Source organism: Streptomyces sp. NPDC026575 (genome assembly GCF_055567415.1).
The window spans coordinates 210445-223704 of the sequence record NZ_JBVHQM010000001.1 but is presented as its reverse complement, the minus strand read 5'-3'; the positions used below and the strand labels follow the sequence as shown (position 1 = coordinate 223704).

Annotated in this window: 18 protein-coding genes and 1 riboswitch; of the genes, 10 read left to right on the top strand and 8 right to left on the bottom strand. The window is 71.8% G+C overall.

Annotated elements, in window-relative coordinates:
- Window positions 1-8 precede the first annotated feature (8 nt).
- Window positions 9-302: an ArsR/SmtB family transcription factor gene (locus ACZ4NB_RS01040; RefSeq protein WP_467657455.1), complete on the top strand. Its 294-nt coding sequence runs from the start codon at window positions 9-11 to the stop codon at window positions 300-302.
- Window positions 299-688: a VOC family protein gene (locus tag ACZ4NB_RS01035; protein ID WP_467657454.1), complete on the top strand. Its 390-nt coding sequence runs from the start codon at window positions 299-301 to the stop codon at window positions 686-688. The genes ACZ4NB_RS01040 and ACZ4NB_RS01035 overlap by 4 nt, the downstream gene beginning before the upstream one ends.
- Before the next feature lie 87 nt (window positions 689-775).
- Here the strand turns inward: ACZ4NB_RS01035 and ACZ4NB_RS01030 are convergent, their stop codons facing one another.
- A complete protein-coding gene (locus ACZ4NB_RS01030) occupies window positions 776-1456 on the bottom strand; it encodes a DUF899 family protein (RefSeq protein ID WP_467657453.1) in 681 nt (226 codons plus the stop codon).
- Between the two features lie 335 nt (window positions 1457-1791).
- On the opposite strand from ACZ4NB_RS01030, the gene ACZ4NB_RS01025 reads away from it, so the two are divergent.
- Window positions 1792-2286 (top strand): EF-hand domain-containing protein, encoded by a 495-nt coding sequence (locus ACZ4NB_RS01025; protein WP_467657451.1) that lies wholly within the window; start codon window positions 1792-1794, stop codon window positions 2284-2286.
- Between the two features lie 58 nt (window positions 2287-2344).
- On the opposite strand, the gene ACZ4NB_RS01020 is transcribed toward ACZ4NB_RS01025, so the two are convergent.
- On the bottom strand, window positions 2345-2569 hold the full coding sequence (locus tag ACZ4NB_RS01020; RefSeq protein WP_467657450.1) for a DUF6480 family protein: 225 nt from the start codon (window positions 2567-2569) through the stop codon (window positions 2345-2347).
- 200 nt (window positions 2570-2769) lie between these two features.
- Between ACZ4NB_RS01020 and ACZ4NB_RS01015 the strand changes: the two genes are divergently transcribed.
- Window positions 2770-2943: a CsbD family protein gene (locus ACZ4NB_RS01015; protein ID WP_467657449.1), complete on the top strand. Its 174-nt coding sequence runs from the start codon at window positions 2770-2772 to the stop codon at window positions 2941-2943.
- Window positions 2944-3095: 152 nt separating this feature from the next.
- Here the strand turns inward: ACZ4NB_RS01015 and ACZ4NB_RS01010 are convergent, their stop codons facing one another.
- The gene (locus ACZ4NB_RS01010; protein ID WP_467657447.1) at window positions 3096-3311 is read right to left on the bottom strand and encodes a ferredoxin; all 216 of its coding nucleotides are present in this window, start codon (window positions 3309-3311) and stop codon (window positions 3096-3098) included.
- A gap of 8 nt (window positions 3312-3319) precedes the next feature.
- Window positions 3320-4510, bottom strand: a complete 1191-nt coding sequence (locus ACZ4NB_RS01005) for a cytochrome P450 (RefSeq protein WP_467657446.1) — start codon at window positions 4508-4510, stop codon at window positions 3320-3322.
- 116 nt (window positions 4511-4626) lie between these two features.
- Between ACZ4NB_RS01005 and ACZ4NB_RS01000 the strand changes: the two genes are divergently transcribed.
- The 3 genes from ACZ4NB_RS01000 (at window position 4627) to dacB (ending at window position 7487) form a co-directional block, all read left to right on the top strand.
- Window positions 4627-5286, top strand: coding sequence for a TetR/AcrR family transcriptional regulator (locus ACZ4NB_RS01000; RefSeq protein WP_467657445.1), 660 nt, complete (start codon window positions 4627-4629; stop codon window positions 5284-5286).
- 54 nt (window positions 5287-5340) lie between these two features.
- Entirely contained in the window at window positions 5341-5649 is a 309-nt protein-coding gene (locus ACZ4NB_RS00995) for a hypothetical protein (protein WP_467657444.1), read from the top strand.
- Window positions 5650-5912: 263 nt separating this feature from the next.
- Complete coding sequence (gene dacB, locus ACZ4NB_RS00990) at window positions 5913-7487, top strand: D-alanyl-D-alanine carboxypeptidase/D-alanyl-D-alanine endopeptidase (protein ID WP_467657443.1); 1575 nt, start codon at window positions 5913-5915, stop codon at window positions 7485-7487.
- 4 nt (window positions 7488-7491) lie between these two features.
- Here dacB and ACZ4NB_RS00985 read toward each other — a convergent pair whose 3' ends face one another.
- The 4 genes from ACZ4NB_RS00985 to ACZ4NB_RS00970 all read right to left on the bottom strand — a co-directional run bounded on the left by ACZ4NB_RS00985 (window position 7492) and on the right by ACZ4NB_RS00970 (window position 10005).
- The gene (locus tag ACZ4NB_RS00985) at window positions 7492-7911 is read right to left on the bottom strand and encodes a PPOX class F420-dependent oxidoreductase (RefSeq protein WP_467657442.1); all 420 of its coding nucleotides are present in this window, start codon (window positions 7909-7911) and stop codon (window positions 7492-7494) included.
- A gap of 120 nt (window positions 7912-8031) precedes the next feature.
- A complete protein-coding gene (locus ACZ4NB_RS00980) occupies window positions 8032-9264 on the bottom strand; it encodes an SPFH domain-containing protein (RefSeq protein ID WP_467657440.1) in 1233 nt (410 codons plus the stop codon).
- 103 nt (window positions 9265-9367) lie between these two features.
- Complete coding sequence (locus ACZ4NB_RS00975) at window positions 9368-9592, bottom strand: hypothetical protein (protein WP_384439282.1); 225 nt, start codon at window positions 9590-9592, stop codon at window positions 9368-9370.
- A gap of 95 nt (window positions 9593-9687) precedes the next feature.
- Complete coding sequence (locus ACZ4NB_RS00970) at window positions 9688-10005, bottom strand: hypothetical protein (protein WP_467657439.1); 318 nt, start codon at window positions 10003-10005, stop codon at window positions 9688-9690.
- A 162-nt stretch (window positions 10006-10167) separates the two neighbouring features.
- Between ACZ4NB_RS00970 and ACZ4NB_RS00965 the strand changes: the two genes are divergently transcribed.
- The 3 genes from ACZ4NB_RS00965 (at window position 10168) to ACZ4NB_RS00955 (ending at window position 13225) form a co-directional block, all read left to right on the top strand.
- Entirely contained in the window at window positions 10168-11277 is a 1110-nt protein-coding gene (locus ACZ4NB_RS00965) for a hypothetical protein (protein ID WP_467657437.1), read from the top strand.
- 39 nt (window positions 11278-11316) lie between these two features.
- Window positions 11317-11405: riboswitch (ZMP/ZTP riboswitch) on the top strand.
- Between the two features lie 21 nt (window positions 11406-11426).
- Window positions 11427-12281 (top strand): bifunctional 5,10-methylenetetrahydrofolate dehydrogenase/5,10-methenyltetrahydrofolate cyclohydrolase, encoded by an 855-nt coding sequence (locus tag ACZ4NB_RS00960; RefSeq protein ID WP_467657436.1) that lies wholly within the window; start codon window positions 11427-11429, stop codon window positions 12279-12281.
- 125 nt (window positions 12282-12406) lie between these two features.
- Complete coding sequence (locus tag ACZ4NB_RS00955; RefSeq protein ID WP_467657435.1) at window positions 12407-13225, top strand: SDR family NAD(P)-dependent oxidoreductase; 819 nt, start codon at window positions 12407-12409, stop codon at window positions 13223-13225.
- Window positions 13226-13260: the final 35 nt, after the last annotated feature.

Sequence of the window (13260 nt, the reverse complement as noted above, 5' to 3'; positions counted from 1 at the left end):
GTGGGGTCATGTCGGAGGATGTCTTCAAGGCGCTGGCCGACCCCACCCGTCGGCGCATCCTTGACGAGCTGGTGGAACGGGACGGCCAGACCCTGTTCGAGATATGCACACGGCTGGTGACCAAGCACGGCCTGGGGCTGTCCCGCCAGGCGGTCAGCCAGCATCTGGCCGTACTCGAATCCGCGGATCTGGTCCGTTCGCGGCGTGAAGGCCGCTACAAGTTCCACGACCTGAACATCGAACCCCTTGAGCGCGTCATGACCCGATGGCGCAGGCCCGACGCACCGGAGAGCAGCCCATGAGAATCCATGTGACCAGCGTCTTCGTCGACGACCAGGCCAAGGCCCTGGGCTTCTACACCGACGTCCTGGGCTTCGTGAAGAAGCACGACATCCCGCTGGGCGGTGGGGCCCGATGGCTGACCGTGGTCTCTCCGGAGGCCCCCGACGGGACCGAACTGCTGCTGGAGCCCTCCGGCCACCCCGCCGTGCCGCCATACAAGTCGGCGCTGGTCCAGGACGGCATCCCGGCCGCCTCCTTCGCCGTGGACGACGTCCAGTCGGAGTTCGACCGGCTGCGCGGGCTCGGGGTGCGCTTCACCCAGGAGCCGCTGGCGATGGGCACGGTCAAGACCGCGGTTCTGGACGACACCTGCGGCAACCTGATCCAGCTCGTGCACAAGCTGTAAGACGCCCCCCGCGACTGGCAGGGCGCCCCCCCGTGACGGGCAGGGCGCCCCCCGCGGCCTGCCGGACCTGCCGGGAAGCGGCACTCCCTAGTAGTCCAGCGCGGCGAACCAGTCGCCCCGGCCCTTGCGGGTGAGGTCGAGGAGGTGCCATACGGGGCTGAGCAGGTCGATGCCTCGCTGGTCGATGTCGTCGGACATCCGGGGGTGCGCCGAGTAGAAGTGGCGCACCGCCCCGTCGTCGTCGCGGGTGAACACCGACACCGTCGAGTCCTGGTTGCCCTCGGCGTCCTCACTGCCCAGGTCGTACTTGAAGGTGCCGGACCCGGCGCTGAGCAGCCGCAGATTCGTCCACTTCCGATTGCGGGCGTGCGCGCGGAGCGTGGGCAGGTCGGCTGCGGCGACGATCGCCAGGTCGACGTTCTGCGCCAGGTGGCGGGCCACTCCGTTGAACCCGTCGCACCACATCGTGCACATGGGGCACGGTTCGGTCTGCCGCTTGCCGTACATCAGGTGGTAGACGACCAGGTCGCGCCCGGGCCCGGTGAACAGCTCGCCCAGGCGCACGGTCCGCGCCGGCGCGTCGCCGGCCTCCAGATCGGCGGGGCCCTCCTCGAACGCGTAGTCGTCGACGACCGGGCCCGGCGGCAGCCGGCGGCGCAGGTCGGCGACGCGCTCACGATGGCGCATCAGCTCGATCTCGGCCTGTCGCAGCTCCTCGCGGGCGCCGAGGTACTCGGCCGACTCCCCGGTGAGTTGGGTGAGGCGCATCGCTACTCCCGGTCTGGCCGCTGTCCGGTGGTCATGGTCGCCATCCGCTCCGGCCGACCACCGTATGCCCGCGCAGCAGGGCTCGTCGGGGAGCGAACCGACCGGCACGTGATCAGTGCACTCCGATGGATCAGCCGGGAGCCACCGTTGCCGTCCCGGGGGCGGGTATGCGGCCACCGAGGTGGCAGGCGTGGCGCGGTCGCGTGATCGCGAACGTTGATGACGGTCGGTCAGGGAATCGCCACTTAGTGTGCACTTGGCGGTGATCGCCCCTCATGTGATCGGCCGCCCCTCCGGGCTCCGCCGGGAGCCACCATGTTCAGAAGGGATGACGCATGATCACCGATGCGCTGCGCACGGAGTACGAGCACCGTTTCTCCCTGTACGACACCGACGGCGACGGCTACCTGACCGCGCAGGACTTCACCGAGCGGGCGCGCCGTATGGCCGACGCCGCGGGCGAGTCGCCGGAGTCCCCCAAGGCGCAGGCGGTGCACGCCGGGATGCGCAACATCTTCGAGCGGCTCGCCGCCCTGACGAACGTCGACGCCGAGGGGCGACTGGACCGGGAGCAGTTCATCGCCGCGTTCGTCCGCGCCGGCGAGTCGGGGGAGATCGGCCGGATGGTGTGGCCGTCGATCGCCGCGACGGTCGCACTGGCCGACACCGACGACGACGGCGTGGTGAGCCGTGCGGAGTTCACCGCCCTGCAGCGGGCGACCGGCTTCTCGGACGCCCAGGCGGAGCAGGCCTTCGCGGCGCTGGACCGGGACGGCGACGGCCAGTTGAAGGTCGCGGAGTACCAGGCCGCCCTGCACGACGCTATGTGAAAATAGATCCCATTACCAAGTTCGCGATATGCCCTGCCGTCCCCTCTGGGGTGCCCCCTCACATCGCCACGATCACCGCATAGGCGATGAAGAACACCGCGCAGAGCACGACGAGGATGGCGAGGATGATGACCGGGCCCTTGGCCCAGCCCTTCGTCTGTATGTCGCGGGGGCCGGTTTCCGCTCCCGTGCTGCCCTCGCCCGGCGGGGTCTCCCCGGGTGGTACCCCGCCGACAGGGCCGAGGCCGGAAGTGCGGTCCGGGTCCGAATTCTGAATGCCCATACCTCAAGACTGCCCGATATCGGAGGAAACGGCCGCTCCAGTCGTGTGGCGGGTCGCCCGGGAGCCATGCTGATGCTTCCGGGCGACCGTATGATGGGATTCTGCGCTGGATACGAGCTTTCCAGACGGGATCCGAAGGCGGATCCCGGTCCTCTCGGAGCTCTGCTGCCACCATCCGAATGACCCTCTAGGAGTACGGCATGGGCATCGGAAAGAAAGCCAGGAGCATCGGCCAAATTGCCGAGGGAAAGGCCAAGGAAACGGTCGGCAAGGCAGTGGGCAACGCAAGCCTGGCGAGAAAAGGCAAGGCCGAAAGGGTCAAGGGGAGAGTGAATTACGCGATGGAGCGGGGCAAGGACAAATTCCGGCACTGAGCAACCCGCTCACGCGCCGACGATCACGGCCCGCCGGCGCACCCCGCGCCACGGCGGGCCGACCGCCCGCCCCGCGCCGCTCCCGGAGCCGCGGCCGCACTCCACGGCCGCGGCCCGTCCCATGCCCCCGCTCCCCGCTCCCTGCTCCCCGACTATGGCCGCGGCCCGACGACGTCCTCCCCGTGCCGGACGGTGATCGCCATGGCCGGGCACACGTCGGCGGCGTCCAGCGCGCGCTCGTCCTCCTCGATCCGGTCGTTCACCGGCCGGGCATGGGCACCGTCGAGGACGAAGAGGTCCGGTGCGATGGCGGCGCAGGAGCCCGACGCCAGGCACTGGTGCGGGTCGATGTCCACTTTCCATGTCATCGGCGCACTCACCACCCCACCGGCATGACCCGCGGGCCGCGTACCAGCATCTGGCTCTTCCACTCCGGATCGCCGGCCAGATGCAGTTTCGGGAACCGGGTGATCAGGGCGCTGAGCGCCTCCTGGAGTTCCAGGCGGGCCAGCGGGGCGCCCAGGCAGTGATGGGCGCCATGGCCGAAGCCGAGGTGCTGGTTCCCCGCCCGCGAGATGTCCAGCGTGCCGGGCGCGTCGAAGCGCAGCGCATCGCGGTTGGCCGCGCCCACCGCCACCAGTACGGGGGTGCCGGCCCGCACCAGGGTGCCGCCGACCTCGATGTCCTCCTTGGCGTAGCGGGCCTGGCCCGCACCGCTGCCCAGCGGGACGAAGCGGAGCAGCTCCTCCACCGCGCCGCCGATCAGACCGGGCTGCTCGCGCAGGAGGGCGAGCTGGTCCGGGTGGTCGAGCAGGGCGAGGACGAAGTTGGGGATCTGGGTGGCGGTGGTCTCGTGCCCGGCGACGAGGATGCCGACGCACAGGTCGACGAGTTCGAGCTCGGACAGGCGGTCGTCGACGTCCCGGGCCTCGATGAGCGCGGTCATCAGGTCGTCCTGCGGGGCCCGCCGGTGCTCCTCGATCAACCTGCCCATATAGCCGCGGAGTTCTTCGAGGTTGGCGTCGAACTCCTCGGCGGTCAGCGAGCTGGTCGACAGGGCGGCGTCGCTCCACACCCGGAACCGCGGCCGGTCCTCGGTCGGGACGCCGAGCAGCCGGCAGATCACGGCGACGGGGATGGGCAGCGCGTAGCGGTCCACCAGATCGGCCGGCGGTCCGGCGTTCTCCAGCTCGTCGAGGAGTTCGTTCGTCAGCCGCTTCACCTGCGGCCTGAGCTTTTCGACCTGGCGGACGGTGAATGCCTTGGCCACCAGCGCCCGCAGCCGGGTGTGGTCGGGCGGGTCCATGCCCAGGATGCCGCTGTCGCGACGGCCCTCGGACTGCCGGGGCTCGTCGTGCCGCGCGCCCTCGGCGCGGCTGAAGCGCTGATCGCCGAGCACGAAGCGGGCCTCGGCGTAACGGGTGACGAGCCAGGCCGGCTCGCCGTAGGGCATCCGTACCTTCAGCAGTCCCGGACGATTGCGCGCGCGCTCGTACTCGTCGGACAACTCAAGGCTCTCGGCGATATTGAAGGGGTAGGAGAGGGGTGCTGTGTCTGCTGTGGTCACGGCGACCTCCCTTGTGTAAGCACCTGCTTACAAAGGTAGGCCGCTCCCTCGGGGCGGTCAACGACGTGATGTGGCCGTCATGCTGACGGTCCGACAGAGAGGAGTGTGACGAGACGATGGGGGAGACCCCGCAGCACGGCACGGCCGGCGCACACCGCAGGGATGCGCAGGGCACCCGGCTGCGTCTGCTCGAAGCGGCGTCGGAACTGTTCGCGGAGCGCGGCTACGAACGGGCGACGGTACGGGACATCGCGGACCGGGCCGGGGCCAACCAGGCCCTGCTGTTCCGCTACTTCGGCTCGAAGAAGGCCCTGTTCGGAGAGGTAATGGCACGCGGCGGGCAGGAGCAGCTGCGGACCACCCCGGCCGACCGGCTGTTCGAGACCGCACTGCGCGGCATGCTGGCCGGCGGCGCGGAATCCGATCGTTCGCTGGAGGTCTGCCTGCGCTCGATCGGCGGCAGCGACGAGATCGGGGACGCGCTGCGGGGGCTGGGGGAGGAGTACGCGGACGTGCTCGCCACGCTCTCCCGCTCCGAAAACGGCGGACTTCGCGCCGATCTGGCGCTGTCCTGGCTGCTGGGAATTGGCTTGATGCGTGTGGTGGTCGCCAAGGAACCGCTGGCGAGCGCCGACCCCGACACGGTCTGCGCGCTCGTCACGGGCGCGCTGGGAAGCCTGCTGGAAAACCTGCCGGATGGCGGGGAGGAGGCGGACGTGCTGCGTTCCAGTGACTCCGCGGCGGGGCACCACCGTCGGGGTGAAACCCCACCCTAACGTCGCGTTTGCAGAGGATATTCCTTTTCTGCAGATTCGAGTGAAGGTGGGAACATGCTCCGTTCGATCCCTCGTGGCCTCGCAGTGGCCGGGTTGACCGCGGCCGTCCTGGTCGTGCCGGCAGCGGGCGCCGCCACCGCGTCCCCCAGCGGCATGCAGCGCGCCATGTGCGATATGCACTGCGGCAAGGACCACACCGCCGGCAAGGGCCACAGCAAGAGCAAGGACCACAAGGGCAAGAAGGGCAAGGGGAACAAGAGGGAGGGCGAAGAGTACGGACGCCAGCTCTTCCACCCGCACGGCTTCCCCTACGGCCTGGGCAGAGACGGCCTGCTCGGCCTCGGGCTGCTCGGGGTCATCTGACACCCACCAGGTAGTCCACCCAGTGGGCCCGGGAACTCCCCTCCCGGGCCCACTGCCGCGTGGCCAGGGCGTGTCGGAGCCGACCGCCGGGGCACATCGGATGCGACGCGGCGTCCTCTCCCGCCCTGATGTCCCGCCCCTCGTTCCCGCATCCGGCGACCACCCCCGGCGGCCGCCGGCCGGCGGGGGCGTCGCGCGCGATCCGTCCTCGTGGAGTCCCTATGTCACCATCCGTCGCGTGCAGGAGGAACCGCCGGCGCACCGTGCGCGCCCTGGCCCTCCTGGTGGCCGTCGGCGCCGTCCTCACCGGCCTCGTCCAGGCGGCCCCGCCCACCCCCACGGACCACGAGACCCTCGATCCGCGCATCACCGCGGTCCTGCGCAAGCCCGCCTACCGGCACGCCGAGTGGGGCCTGTTCCAGCAGAACCAGCAGACCGGAAAGGTGACCCGGTCCCGCAACGCCGATCAGTTCTTCCTCCCCGGGTCCACGGCCAAACTGTTCGGCGTCAGCGGCACCTGGCACACCCTGGGCGGCGGCCACCGCTTCGTCACGCCGGTCCACGCCGTCGGCAAGCGCCGCAACGCGACGCTCCGGGGCGATCTCGACCTGGTCGCGCAGGGGGATCTGACGCTCGGCGGCCGGACGCGCAAGAACGGCACCGTCGCCTTCACCACCATCGACCACACCTACGCCAACGACATCCCCGGCGCCACCCTCACCCCGCAGAACCCGCTGGCCGGCGTCGACCAGCTCGCCCGGCAGGTGCGGGCCGCGGGCATCCGCCGGGTCGAGGGCGATGTGGTCATCGACGCGAGGCTGTTCCGCCCGGACCCGACGCTCGATCCGACGCCCACCCCACTGATCATCAACGACAACGTCATCGATCTGCTGACCTCCCCCGGCAGCGGAGCGGGCGCACCGGCCGGCCTGGAGGTGCGCCCGAAGGTCGCGCCGTACCGGGTCACGTCCTCGGTCCGCACCGTCGCCGCCGGCCAGCCGACCGATATCACCGTCAGGGCCTCCGCCGACGGCACCCGGATCCAGCTGTCCGGCACCATCGCCGCCGGCTCCGCCCCCGTCCTGCGGGTGTCCCCCGTCAAGGACCCGAACGCCTTCGGCCGGACGGCGATGATCGAGGCGCTGAAGCGCGCCGGGGTCGAGGTCACCGCCCCCGCCGTCGGCCCCAACCCCGCCACCCGGTTGCCGCGCTCCTACCAGGGCGCGCCCACCGTGGCCCGGTACACCTCCCCGCCGTACGCCGAGTACGCCGAGCTGATCTTCAAGGTGAGCCACAACCTCGGCGCGAACCTGGGGATCTGCCTGATGGCCGTGAGCCGGGGGAAGGCCGACTGCCAGGACGGATTCCCCGTGCTCGCCGCCTTCCTGGACGGTGCGAAGGTGGACCGCCGGGCCGTCCAGCTCGCGGACGGCCGGGGCGGCAACCCGGTCGACCGGACCACGCCACGGGCCGTGGCCCAGCTCCTGACGTACTGGCAGCGCACCGCCGACGCGGAGCGCTTCCGCACCGCGCTGCCGATCCTGGGCGTCGACGGGACCCTGGCCGACTCCTGCCGTGACTGCCCGTCACGCGGCAAGGTCTTCGCCAAGACCGGTACTGTGGCGGGCGGGGACGCGCTCAACGGCCGGCTGGCCGTGGGCGCCGAGACCACGGCCGGCTATCTGGAGACGGGCCCGGACCGCTTCGACGTGTTCTTCGCCGGCGTCAACGGCGCCTCGACCGCGGGCGCGAACATCGGCGGCGTCCTGGCGATCGGGAACGATGTGGCCGATGTCGCGGCCTATTTGCAGCAGACGAGCGGAGCCGACACGCCCTGAGGGCTCACCCCGCCTGGCCGCTGTCCTTCAGGCTGCCCCAGCCGTGCCAGCGGTCGATCTCGATCCAGGCACTGACCCGGCGGCGGTCGCGCTGCGGGTACGGCCGCCGGAGGTACTGCCGGGCCAGCCGGTCGATGTCGGCCAGCTCCTGGTCGTCCCGGAGTTCCCCGACCCGGCCGATGAGGCTGAGGTGGGTGTACCAGTTGCCCTCGTCCAGCACCGTGAGCGTGACCCGGGGATCGCGGCGGACATGCGCCAGCCGCTTGCGGCCCTCGTCCATGTTGACCAGCACCCGGCCGTCGTCCCAGAGGTACCAGGTGGCGGTGGAGACCGGCTGGCCGTCCGGCCGCAGTGTGGTGATGACGGCGGGATTGGGCTTGGCCAGCATGGCGACGGCGGCTTCGGGGAGCGGTGGTCTCGACATCTCGGGCACTTTCGGTTCGCTGCGGTAGGGGGACGGTGGCTGCGTTCGGGTACGTCGCCGCGTCCGAGCACGTCGCCGCACTCGGTGCGCCGCTGTGGGCATCTTCGCGCCTGCGGCCCCTCACCTTCTGGGAGGCGCGACCGGCTGCGGGAGGGAACCGTCCCCGTCGGCCATCGGGGGAGTGCCGGCGGACGGGGCGGCGGCGGGCGCCGCGGCGGGCCCCTGCTTCAGGGTGTCGAGGATGGCCAGGCCCTGGCCGACGACGGCGGAGGCGATCTCGTTGATGCCGTCGGTGCCGTTGAGGACGGTCAGCCGGGAGCCGGCGATGCCCTCGGCGGCGGCCTGGGCCAGCGCCGGGAGGTTCTCGACGGTGCGGTTGGCGGCGATCAGCTCCTGGTTGCCGTCCCGGAGCGAGCCGGCGAGCGCGGTGTTGGCGTCGGCGCGTGCCTGGGCGAGGGTGCGTTCGGTGTAGGCACGGGCGTCCGCCTCGAAGCGGACCTGGTCGCGCCGTGCCTCCGCCAGGGTGCGCAGCCGGTAGGCCTCGGCGTCCGCGGGGCGGCGCACCTCGGCCTCCAGGCGCTGGGCGGCCAGCGCGGCCTGCCGCTCGGCCAGGGCGGTCTGCTCCTCGATGACCTGCTGCGAGGCCCTGGCCTGGGACAGCGGGCCGGACTGGGCGGCACTGGCGTTGTACTGCTCGGTCTCGGCGAGGAACCCGGCCCGCTTGATCGCGGTGTCCCGTTCGTACTTCGCCTTGAGCGCCGCCGCCTCCTGCTCCCGCTCGGTCGCCTCCTGGTCGGCCTTCGCCTCCGCGATCCGCGCGGCGCTGGCGACCGCCGCGGCGTGCGGGGCGGCCAGGTTCGTGATGTAGCCGGAGGTGTCGCCGATCTCCTGGATCTGCAGGGCGTCGACGACGATGCCGAGCTTCTCCATCTCGGAGTGGCTGCCGTCCTTGACCTCCTGGGCGACCCGGTCCCGCTCCCGGATGATCTGCTCGACGGTCAGCCCGCCGACGATCGAGCGCAGATGGCCGGCGAAGATCCGCCCCACCAGCTCCTCCATGGTGTCCTGCTCGCTCAGGAAGCGCCGTGCAGCGTTGGCGATCGACGTGGAGTCGTCGCCGACCTTGAAGACCGCGACCGCCCGGACGGCGAGCCGGATGCCCTGCTGGGTGACGCAGTCCTCGGAGATCTCCGCCTCCCGCAGCGACAGCGACAGCACGCTCGCCTTCTGCTTGACGGGCATGACCCAGCAGCCATGGCCCGTGACGATACGGAATTGCGCGTCCCCCGCACGGCGCTTCGAGCCGGAGATCAACAGCGCCTCGTTCGGCGCGGGAACATGCCAGAACAACATCACAAGGCTCCTGGTCCGGTGCGGCCGGCCTCGGGCGCTCCGGGCGGTGACGGTGCGGCGCGCGGCAGGCACCCCTCGGCTCGGCCGTAGGCTCCGGTCCGGGTCAGGCGGCCGGCAGCGGCGCGACGATCACCGACCGCGCCGAGGTGTGGTCCACCACGACGACCTGCGTATGGCGGGCGATGGGCTCTCGGGACCAGGCGGCGAATGCCTCGGTCCCGCCGCGTACGGGCAGCAGCACCTCGCCCGGTCCGTCGCTCGGAATCGAGACGGTCACCCGCCCGATCGCGCCGATCGGGTCGAAGTCCGTGTCATCCCTCGCGCTCACCCGGGCTCCGTCGCTGGTCAAAGCCGCTGTCGGCCCGGAAGCCGGACAGCGGGAAATCTCGACAACTCAACGGTACTCCGGGCGATCCGGCCGGTTCAGGAGTCGAGCCGGGCGGGCCGGGCGGCCGGGACCGGGCGGCGCGCGGGCAGCACGTCGGGGGCGCGGTGCGGCCGGAGGGCGGCCAGTGCGTTCTCGGTCTCCTCCATGAAACAGCGGTACGAGACCAGCCGCTGCCATTCGGGGTCGGCGACCCCGGGTACCGTGGCGGCGCGCTCCGTCCACGTCCGCACCAGAGTGGCGTACAGGGGCGTCTGCCGGGCGATCTCGGCGGTGATCCACCGGGGCATGGAGCCGGGCCGGGGGAGGGAAGTCTGTCCGTGACCTGCGACGGTGCCGGAGGTAGGAGCGCTCATGGCCGTTGAAACGATCCTGGGGGCCTGTGGTCACTGCGTATTTTTGCGGCTCCCCGCACATGCGTCCTTCCGTGGGGGGCGAAACGCCCTCGAATATCACCCCATGCAGTGATCTATTGCCGGGAAGCAGTCCAATCCGGACGGAGGAACGTTGTCGCAGTCATGGAACCGAGGGAGTTGTGGGAGCGCCACGCGGTACTCGCACAGGCGTTTTGCAGCAGCGATGACGAGGTCCGCCGGACGCAGGGACTCCTCGACGAGGCCGAGGTCCGCCGGTCCCGGACGCTGGCCGCCTTCGCCGTGACCGTGGGCAGCGACGCGGTGGTGGCGGACCTGCTCGGCCTGGACGAGCGCGAAGTGCGCCTGGCCCGCCGCACGGTGGGCAAGGACGACGCCCGCGCGGTCGCCAAGAGCCTGCTCGCCCAGCCCGCCCACCCCGCCACCGAGCAGCCGCCCGCGGGCGAGCACACCGCCGCCCGGGAGCAGGCCCCCGCCCAGCCGGCCGCCGCTCACCAGCCGGGGCAGACCGGCGTCCACCCCGCCGCGCACCCCGCGGGCCAGGCCGCCGCCCCCGGCCAGGCCCCGGCGGGCCACATCGGAGCACCGGCGACCGGCCCGCTCCAGGCCGCAGCGCCCCAGCCCGCTCCACCCCAAGCCGCCCCGCCGCAGGCGCCCCCGGCCCAGGCCCCCGCCGCCCAGGCCACCCCGCCCCAGTCCACCGAGTCGGCCTGGGCGCCGGCCCTGGACGCGATCCTGATGAGCAGCTGGCACACCGGAGTCGACCTCACGGCCCTGGCCACCGAACTCGGTCTCGACGTCCGCTTCCTCGTGGCCCGCGCCCAGCAGCTGTCCGCCGACAACCGCCAGACCCCGCAGACCGCACCGCAGGACCGCATCGGCCGCCACCGCCGGATGGCCACCCTCCAGTCCTCCCCGCAGTCCGAGACCCCTCATCTGACCTGGCGCGAGCGACCATCGCAGCCCGCACGGGAGACGTACGAGCACGAACCCTGGAAACAGCAGCAGTACGCGGGCTACCAGAACAACGCGGAGTACCGGGGCTACCAGGAGTACCAGGGCTATCAGAACTACCAGGGCAACCAGAGCTACCAGGACTATCAGGTGTACCAAGGTCAACAGCCCTCTCCGGCCGCCTGGGACCCCAGCGCCATCACCACCGCCCAGCACGACTGGGACGGCATCCTCAGCCAATGGGAAGCCACCACGCCCCCCACGCCCACCCCGGCCCCGGGCGGCCACGGGGGAACCTGACGCCGGCTCCCCGGAGCGCTCCGCCGTCGATTACAGTGGTCGGCGGGCCGTGACTGGCGCTTGGGTGGAGTACCACCGGGGAGCGGCCCGGCCTCATCCGGCCACTGCCGCGCGCCTGGGCGATCCCTCACCACGCTCAGGAGCACCCGATGACCCAGACCGCCCGCCTCATGGACGGCAGCGCACTGGCCCGCAGCATCGTCGAGCAGGCCGCGCAGCGCGCGACGGCCCTCACCCGGCAGACCGGCCAGGCCCCCTGCCTGGCGACCGTGCTCGTCGGTGACGACCCCGCCTCCGCGACGTACGTACGGATGAAGCGCGCCCGCTGCGAGAAGGCCGGGATCCGGTCGCGGCATATCGCACTGCCCGCCGGGACCACGACCGCGGAGCTGGTCGGCACCCTCACCGAGCTCTCCGACGACCCCACCGTCCACGGCATCCTCCTCCAGCACCCGGTCGGCCCGCATATCGACGAGCGCGCCGCGTTCGAGGCCATCGCCCCCGAGAAGGACGTCGACGGCGTCACCTTCCACTCCTTCGCCACGATGAGCTTCGGCGTCGACGGCTTCGCCTCCTGCACACCGGCCGGCATCCTCCGCCTCCTCGACCACTACGACGTCGAGCTGGCCGGCAAGCACGCCGTCGTGGTCGGCCGCAGCGCGATCCTCGGCAAGCCCGTCGGGATGCTGCTGCTCGGCCGCAACGCCACCGTCACCTACTGCCACTCCCGCACCACCGACCTCGCGTCGATCACCCGGCAGGCCGACGTCCTGATCGCCGCGGTCGGCCGGCCCCGTCTGCTCACCGGCGAGCACATCAAGCCCGGTGCCGTCGTCGTCGACGCCGGCTACAACCCCGGCAACGTCGGCGATGTGGACTTCGACTCCGCGAGCGGCCGCGCCTCCCTGATCACCCCGGTCCCCGGCGGCGTCGGCCCCATGACCATCGCGACCCTGCTCACCCAGACCGTCGACGCCGCGACCCGTCAGCTGACGGCGGCCTGACGGCGCGGCACCGAGGTCCGGTGCGGTGCGGGGCGGGCGGGGCCGGAAGTGTGCGGCGGCCGGGCGGGCGTCCTCCGTATGATCGCCAGGGCGGTAAGCGATCATCAAGCGGAGGGCGAACGACCATGGCGGAACAGCGCGTTGTCATCGTGACGGGCGGCGGTACGGGCATCGGTGCCGCCACCGCCCGGCTGCTGCGGGCGGCCGGCCACCAGGTGGTGATCTCCGGCCGCCGGCCCGAACCGCTGCACCGCCTCGCCGAGGAGACCGGCGCCCTGGCCCACCCCTCCGACACCGCCGACCCCGAGGCCGTCCAGGGTCTGGTCGATGCCGCGGTCTCGGCGTACGGGCGGCTCGACGGTCTGGTCCTCAACGCCGGTATCGCCCGCGGCGGTTCCGTCGGCGATCTGTCGATCGAGGACTGGGAGGCCGTGATGACCACCAACGTCACCGGCCCCTTCCTCCTCCAACGTGCCGCCCTGCCACACCTGTTGGCGGCACGCGGCGCCGTCGTCGCGGTCGCCTCGGTCTCCGCCCTGCGCAACGGCGACGGCAATGCCGCCTATGCGACCTCCAAGGCGGCCCTGCTCCAGCTCTGCCGCTCCCTCGCCGTGGACTACGGACGCGACGGGCTGCGCGCCAACATCGTCTGCCCCAGCTGGGTGCGTACCGAGATGGCCGACCGGCGGATGGCGCGGTTCGCCGACGAGTCCGGTCTCGCCGGCGGCGTCGACGCCGCGTACGAGGAGGCCACCCGGCTGCTGCCCGTCGGCCGCCCCGGCGAGCCACGCGAGGTCGCCGAGGCCATCGACTGGCTCCTGTCGCCGGCCGCGTCCTTCGTCAACGGCGCGGTCCTCACCGTCGACGGCGGCGCCACGGCCGTCGACACCGGCGGCGCCGCGTTCCGCTTCCGCCTGGAGCCGCGCGGCGGCGCCGAGGGCTGAGGGCCCCTACGGCCGACGTTCGGCATTCGACGGCA

Coding starts and splice junctions, on each gene's coding strand:
- ACZ4NB_RS01040 (WP_467657455.1), top strand. CDS start 9: ATGTCGGAGGATGTCTTCAAGGCGCTGGCCGACCCCACCCGTCGGCGC.
- ACZ4NB_RS01035 (WP_467657454.1), top strand. CDS start 299: ATGAGAATCCATGTGACCAGCGTCTTCGTCGACGACCAGGCCAAGGCC.
- ACZ4NB_RS01030 (WP_467657453.1), bottom strand. CDS start 1,456: ATGCGCCTCACCCAACTCACCGGGGAGTCGGCCGAGTACCTCGGCGCC.
- ACZ4NB_RS01025 (WP_467657451.1), top strand. CDS start 1,792: ATGATCACCGATGCGCTGCGCACGGAGTACGAGCACCGTTTCTCCCTG.
- ACZ4NB_RS01020 (WP_467657450.1), bottom strand. CDS start 2,569: ATGGGCATTCAGAATTCGGACCCGGACCGCACTTCCGGCCTCGGCCCT.
- ACZ4NB_RS01015 (WP_467657449.1), top strand. CDS start 2,770: ATGGGCATCGGAAAGAAAGCCAGGAGCATCGGCCAAATTGCCGAGGGA.
- ACZ4NB_RS01010 (WP_467657447.1), bottom strand. CDS start 3,311: ATGACATGGAAAGTGGACATCGACCCGCACCAGTGCCTGGCGTCGGGC.
- ACZ4NB_RS01000 (WP_467657445.1), top strand. CDS start 4,627: ATGGGGGAGACCCCGCAGCACGGCACGGCCGGCGCACACCGCAGGGAT.
- ACZ4NB_RS00995 (WP_467657444.1), top strand. CDS start 5,341: ATGCTCCGTTCGATCCCTCGTGGCCTCGCAGTGGCCGGGTTGACCGCG.
- ACZ4NB_RS00985 (WP_467657442.1), bottom strand. CDS start 7,911: ATGTCGAGACCACCGCTCCCCGAAGCCGCCGTCGCCATGCTGGCCAAG.
- ACZ4NB_RS00980 (WP_467657440.1), bottom strand. CDS start 9,264: ATGTTGTTCTGGCATGTTCCCGCGCCGAACGAGGCGCTGTTGATCTCC.
- ACZ4NB_RS00970 (WP_467657439.1), bottom strand. CDS start 10,005: ATGAGCGCTCCTACCTCCGGCACCGTCGCAGGTCACGGACAGACTTCC.
- ACZ4NB_RS00965 (WP_467657437.1), top strand. CDS start 10,168: ATGGAACCGAGGGAGTTGTGGGAGCGCCACGCGGTACTCGCACAGGCG.
- ACZ4NB_RS00960 (WP_467657436.1), top strand. CDS start 11,427: ATGACCCAGACCGCCCGCCTCATGGACGGCAGCGCACTGGCCCGCAGC.
- ACZ4NB_RS00955 (WP_467657435.1), top strand. CDS start 12,407: ATGGCGGAACAGCGCGTTGTCATCGTGACGGGCGGCGGTACGGGCATC.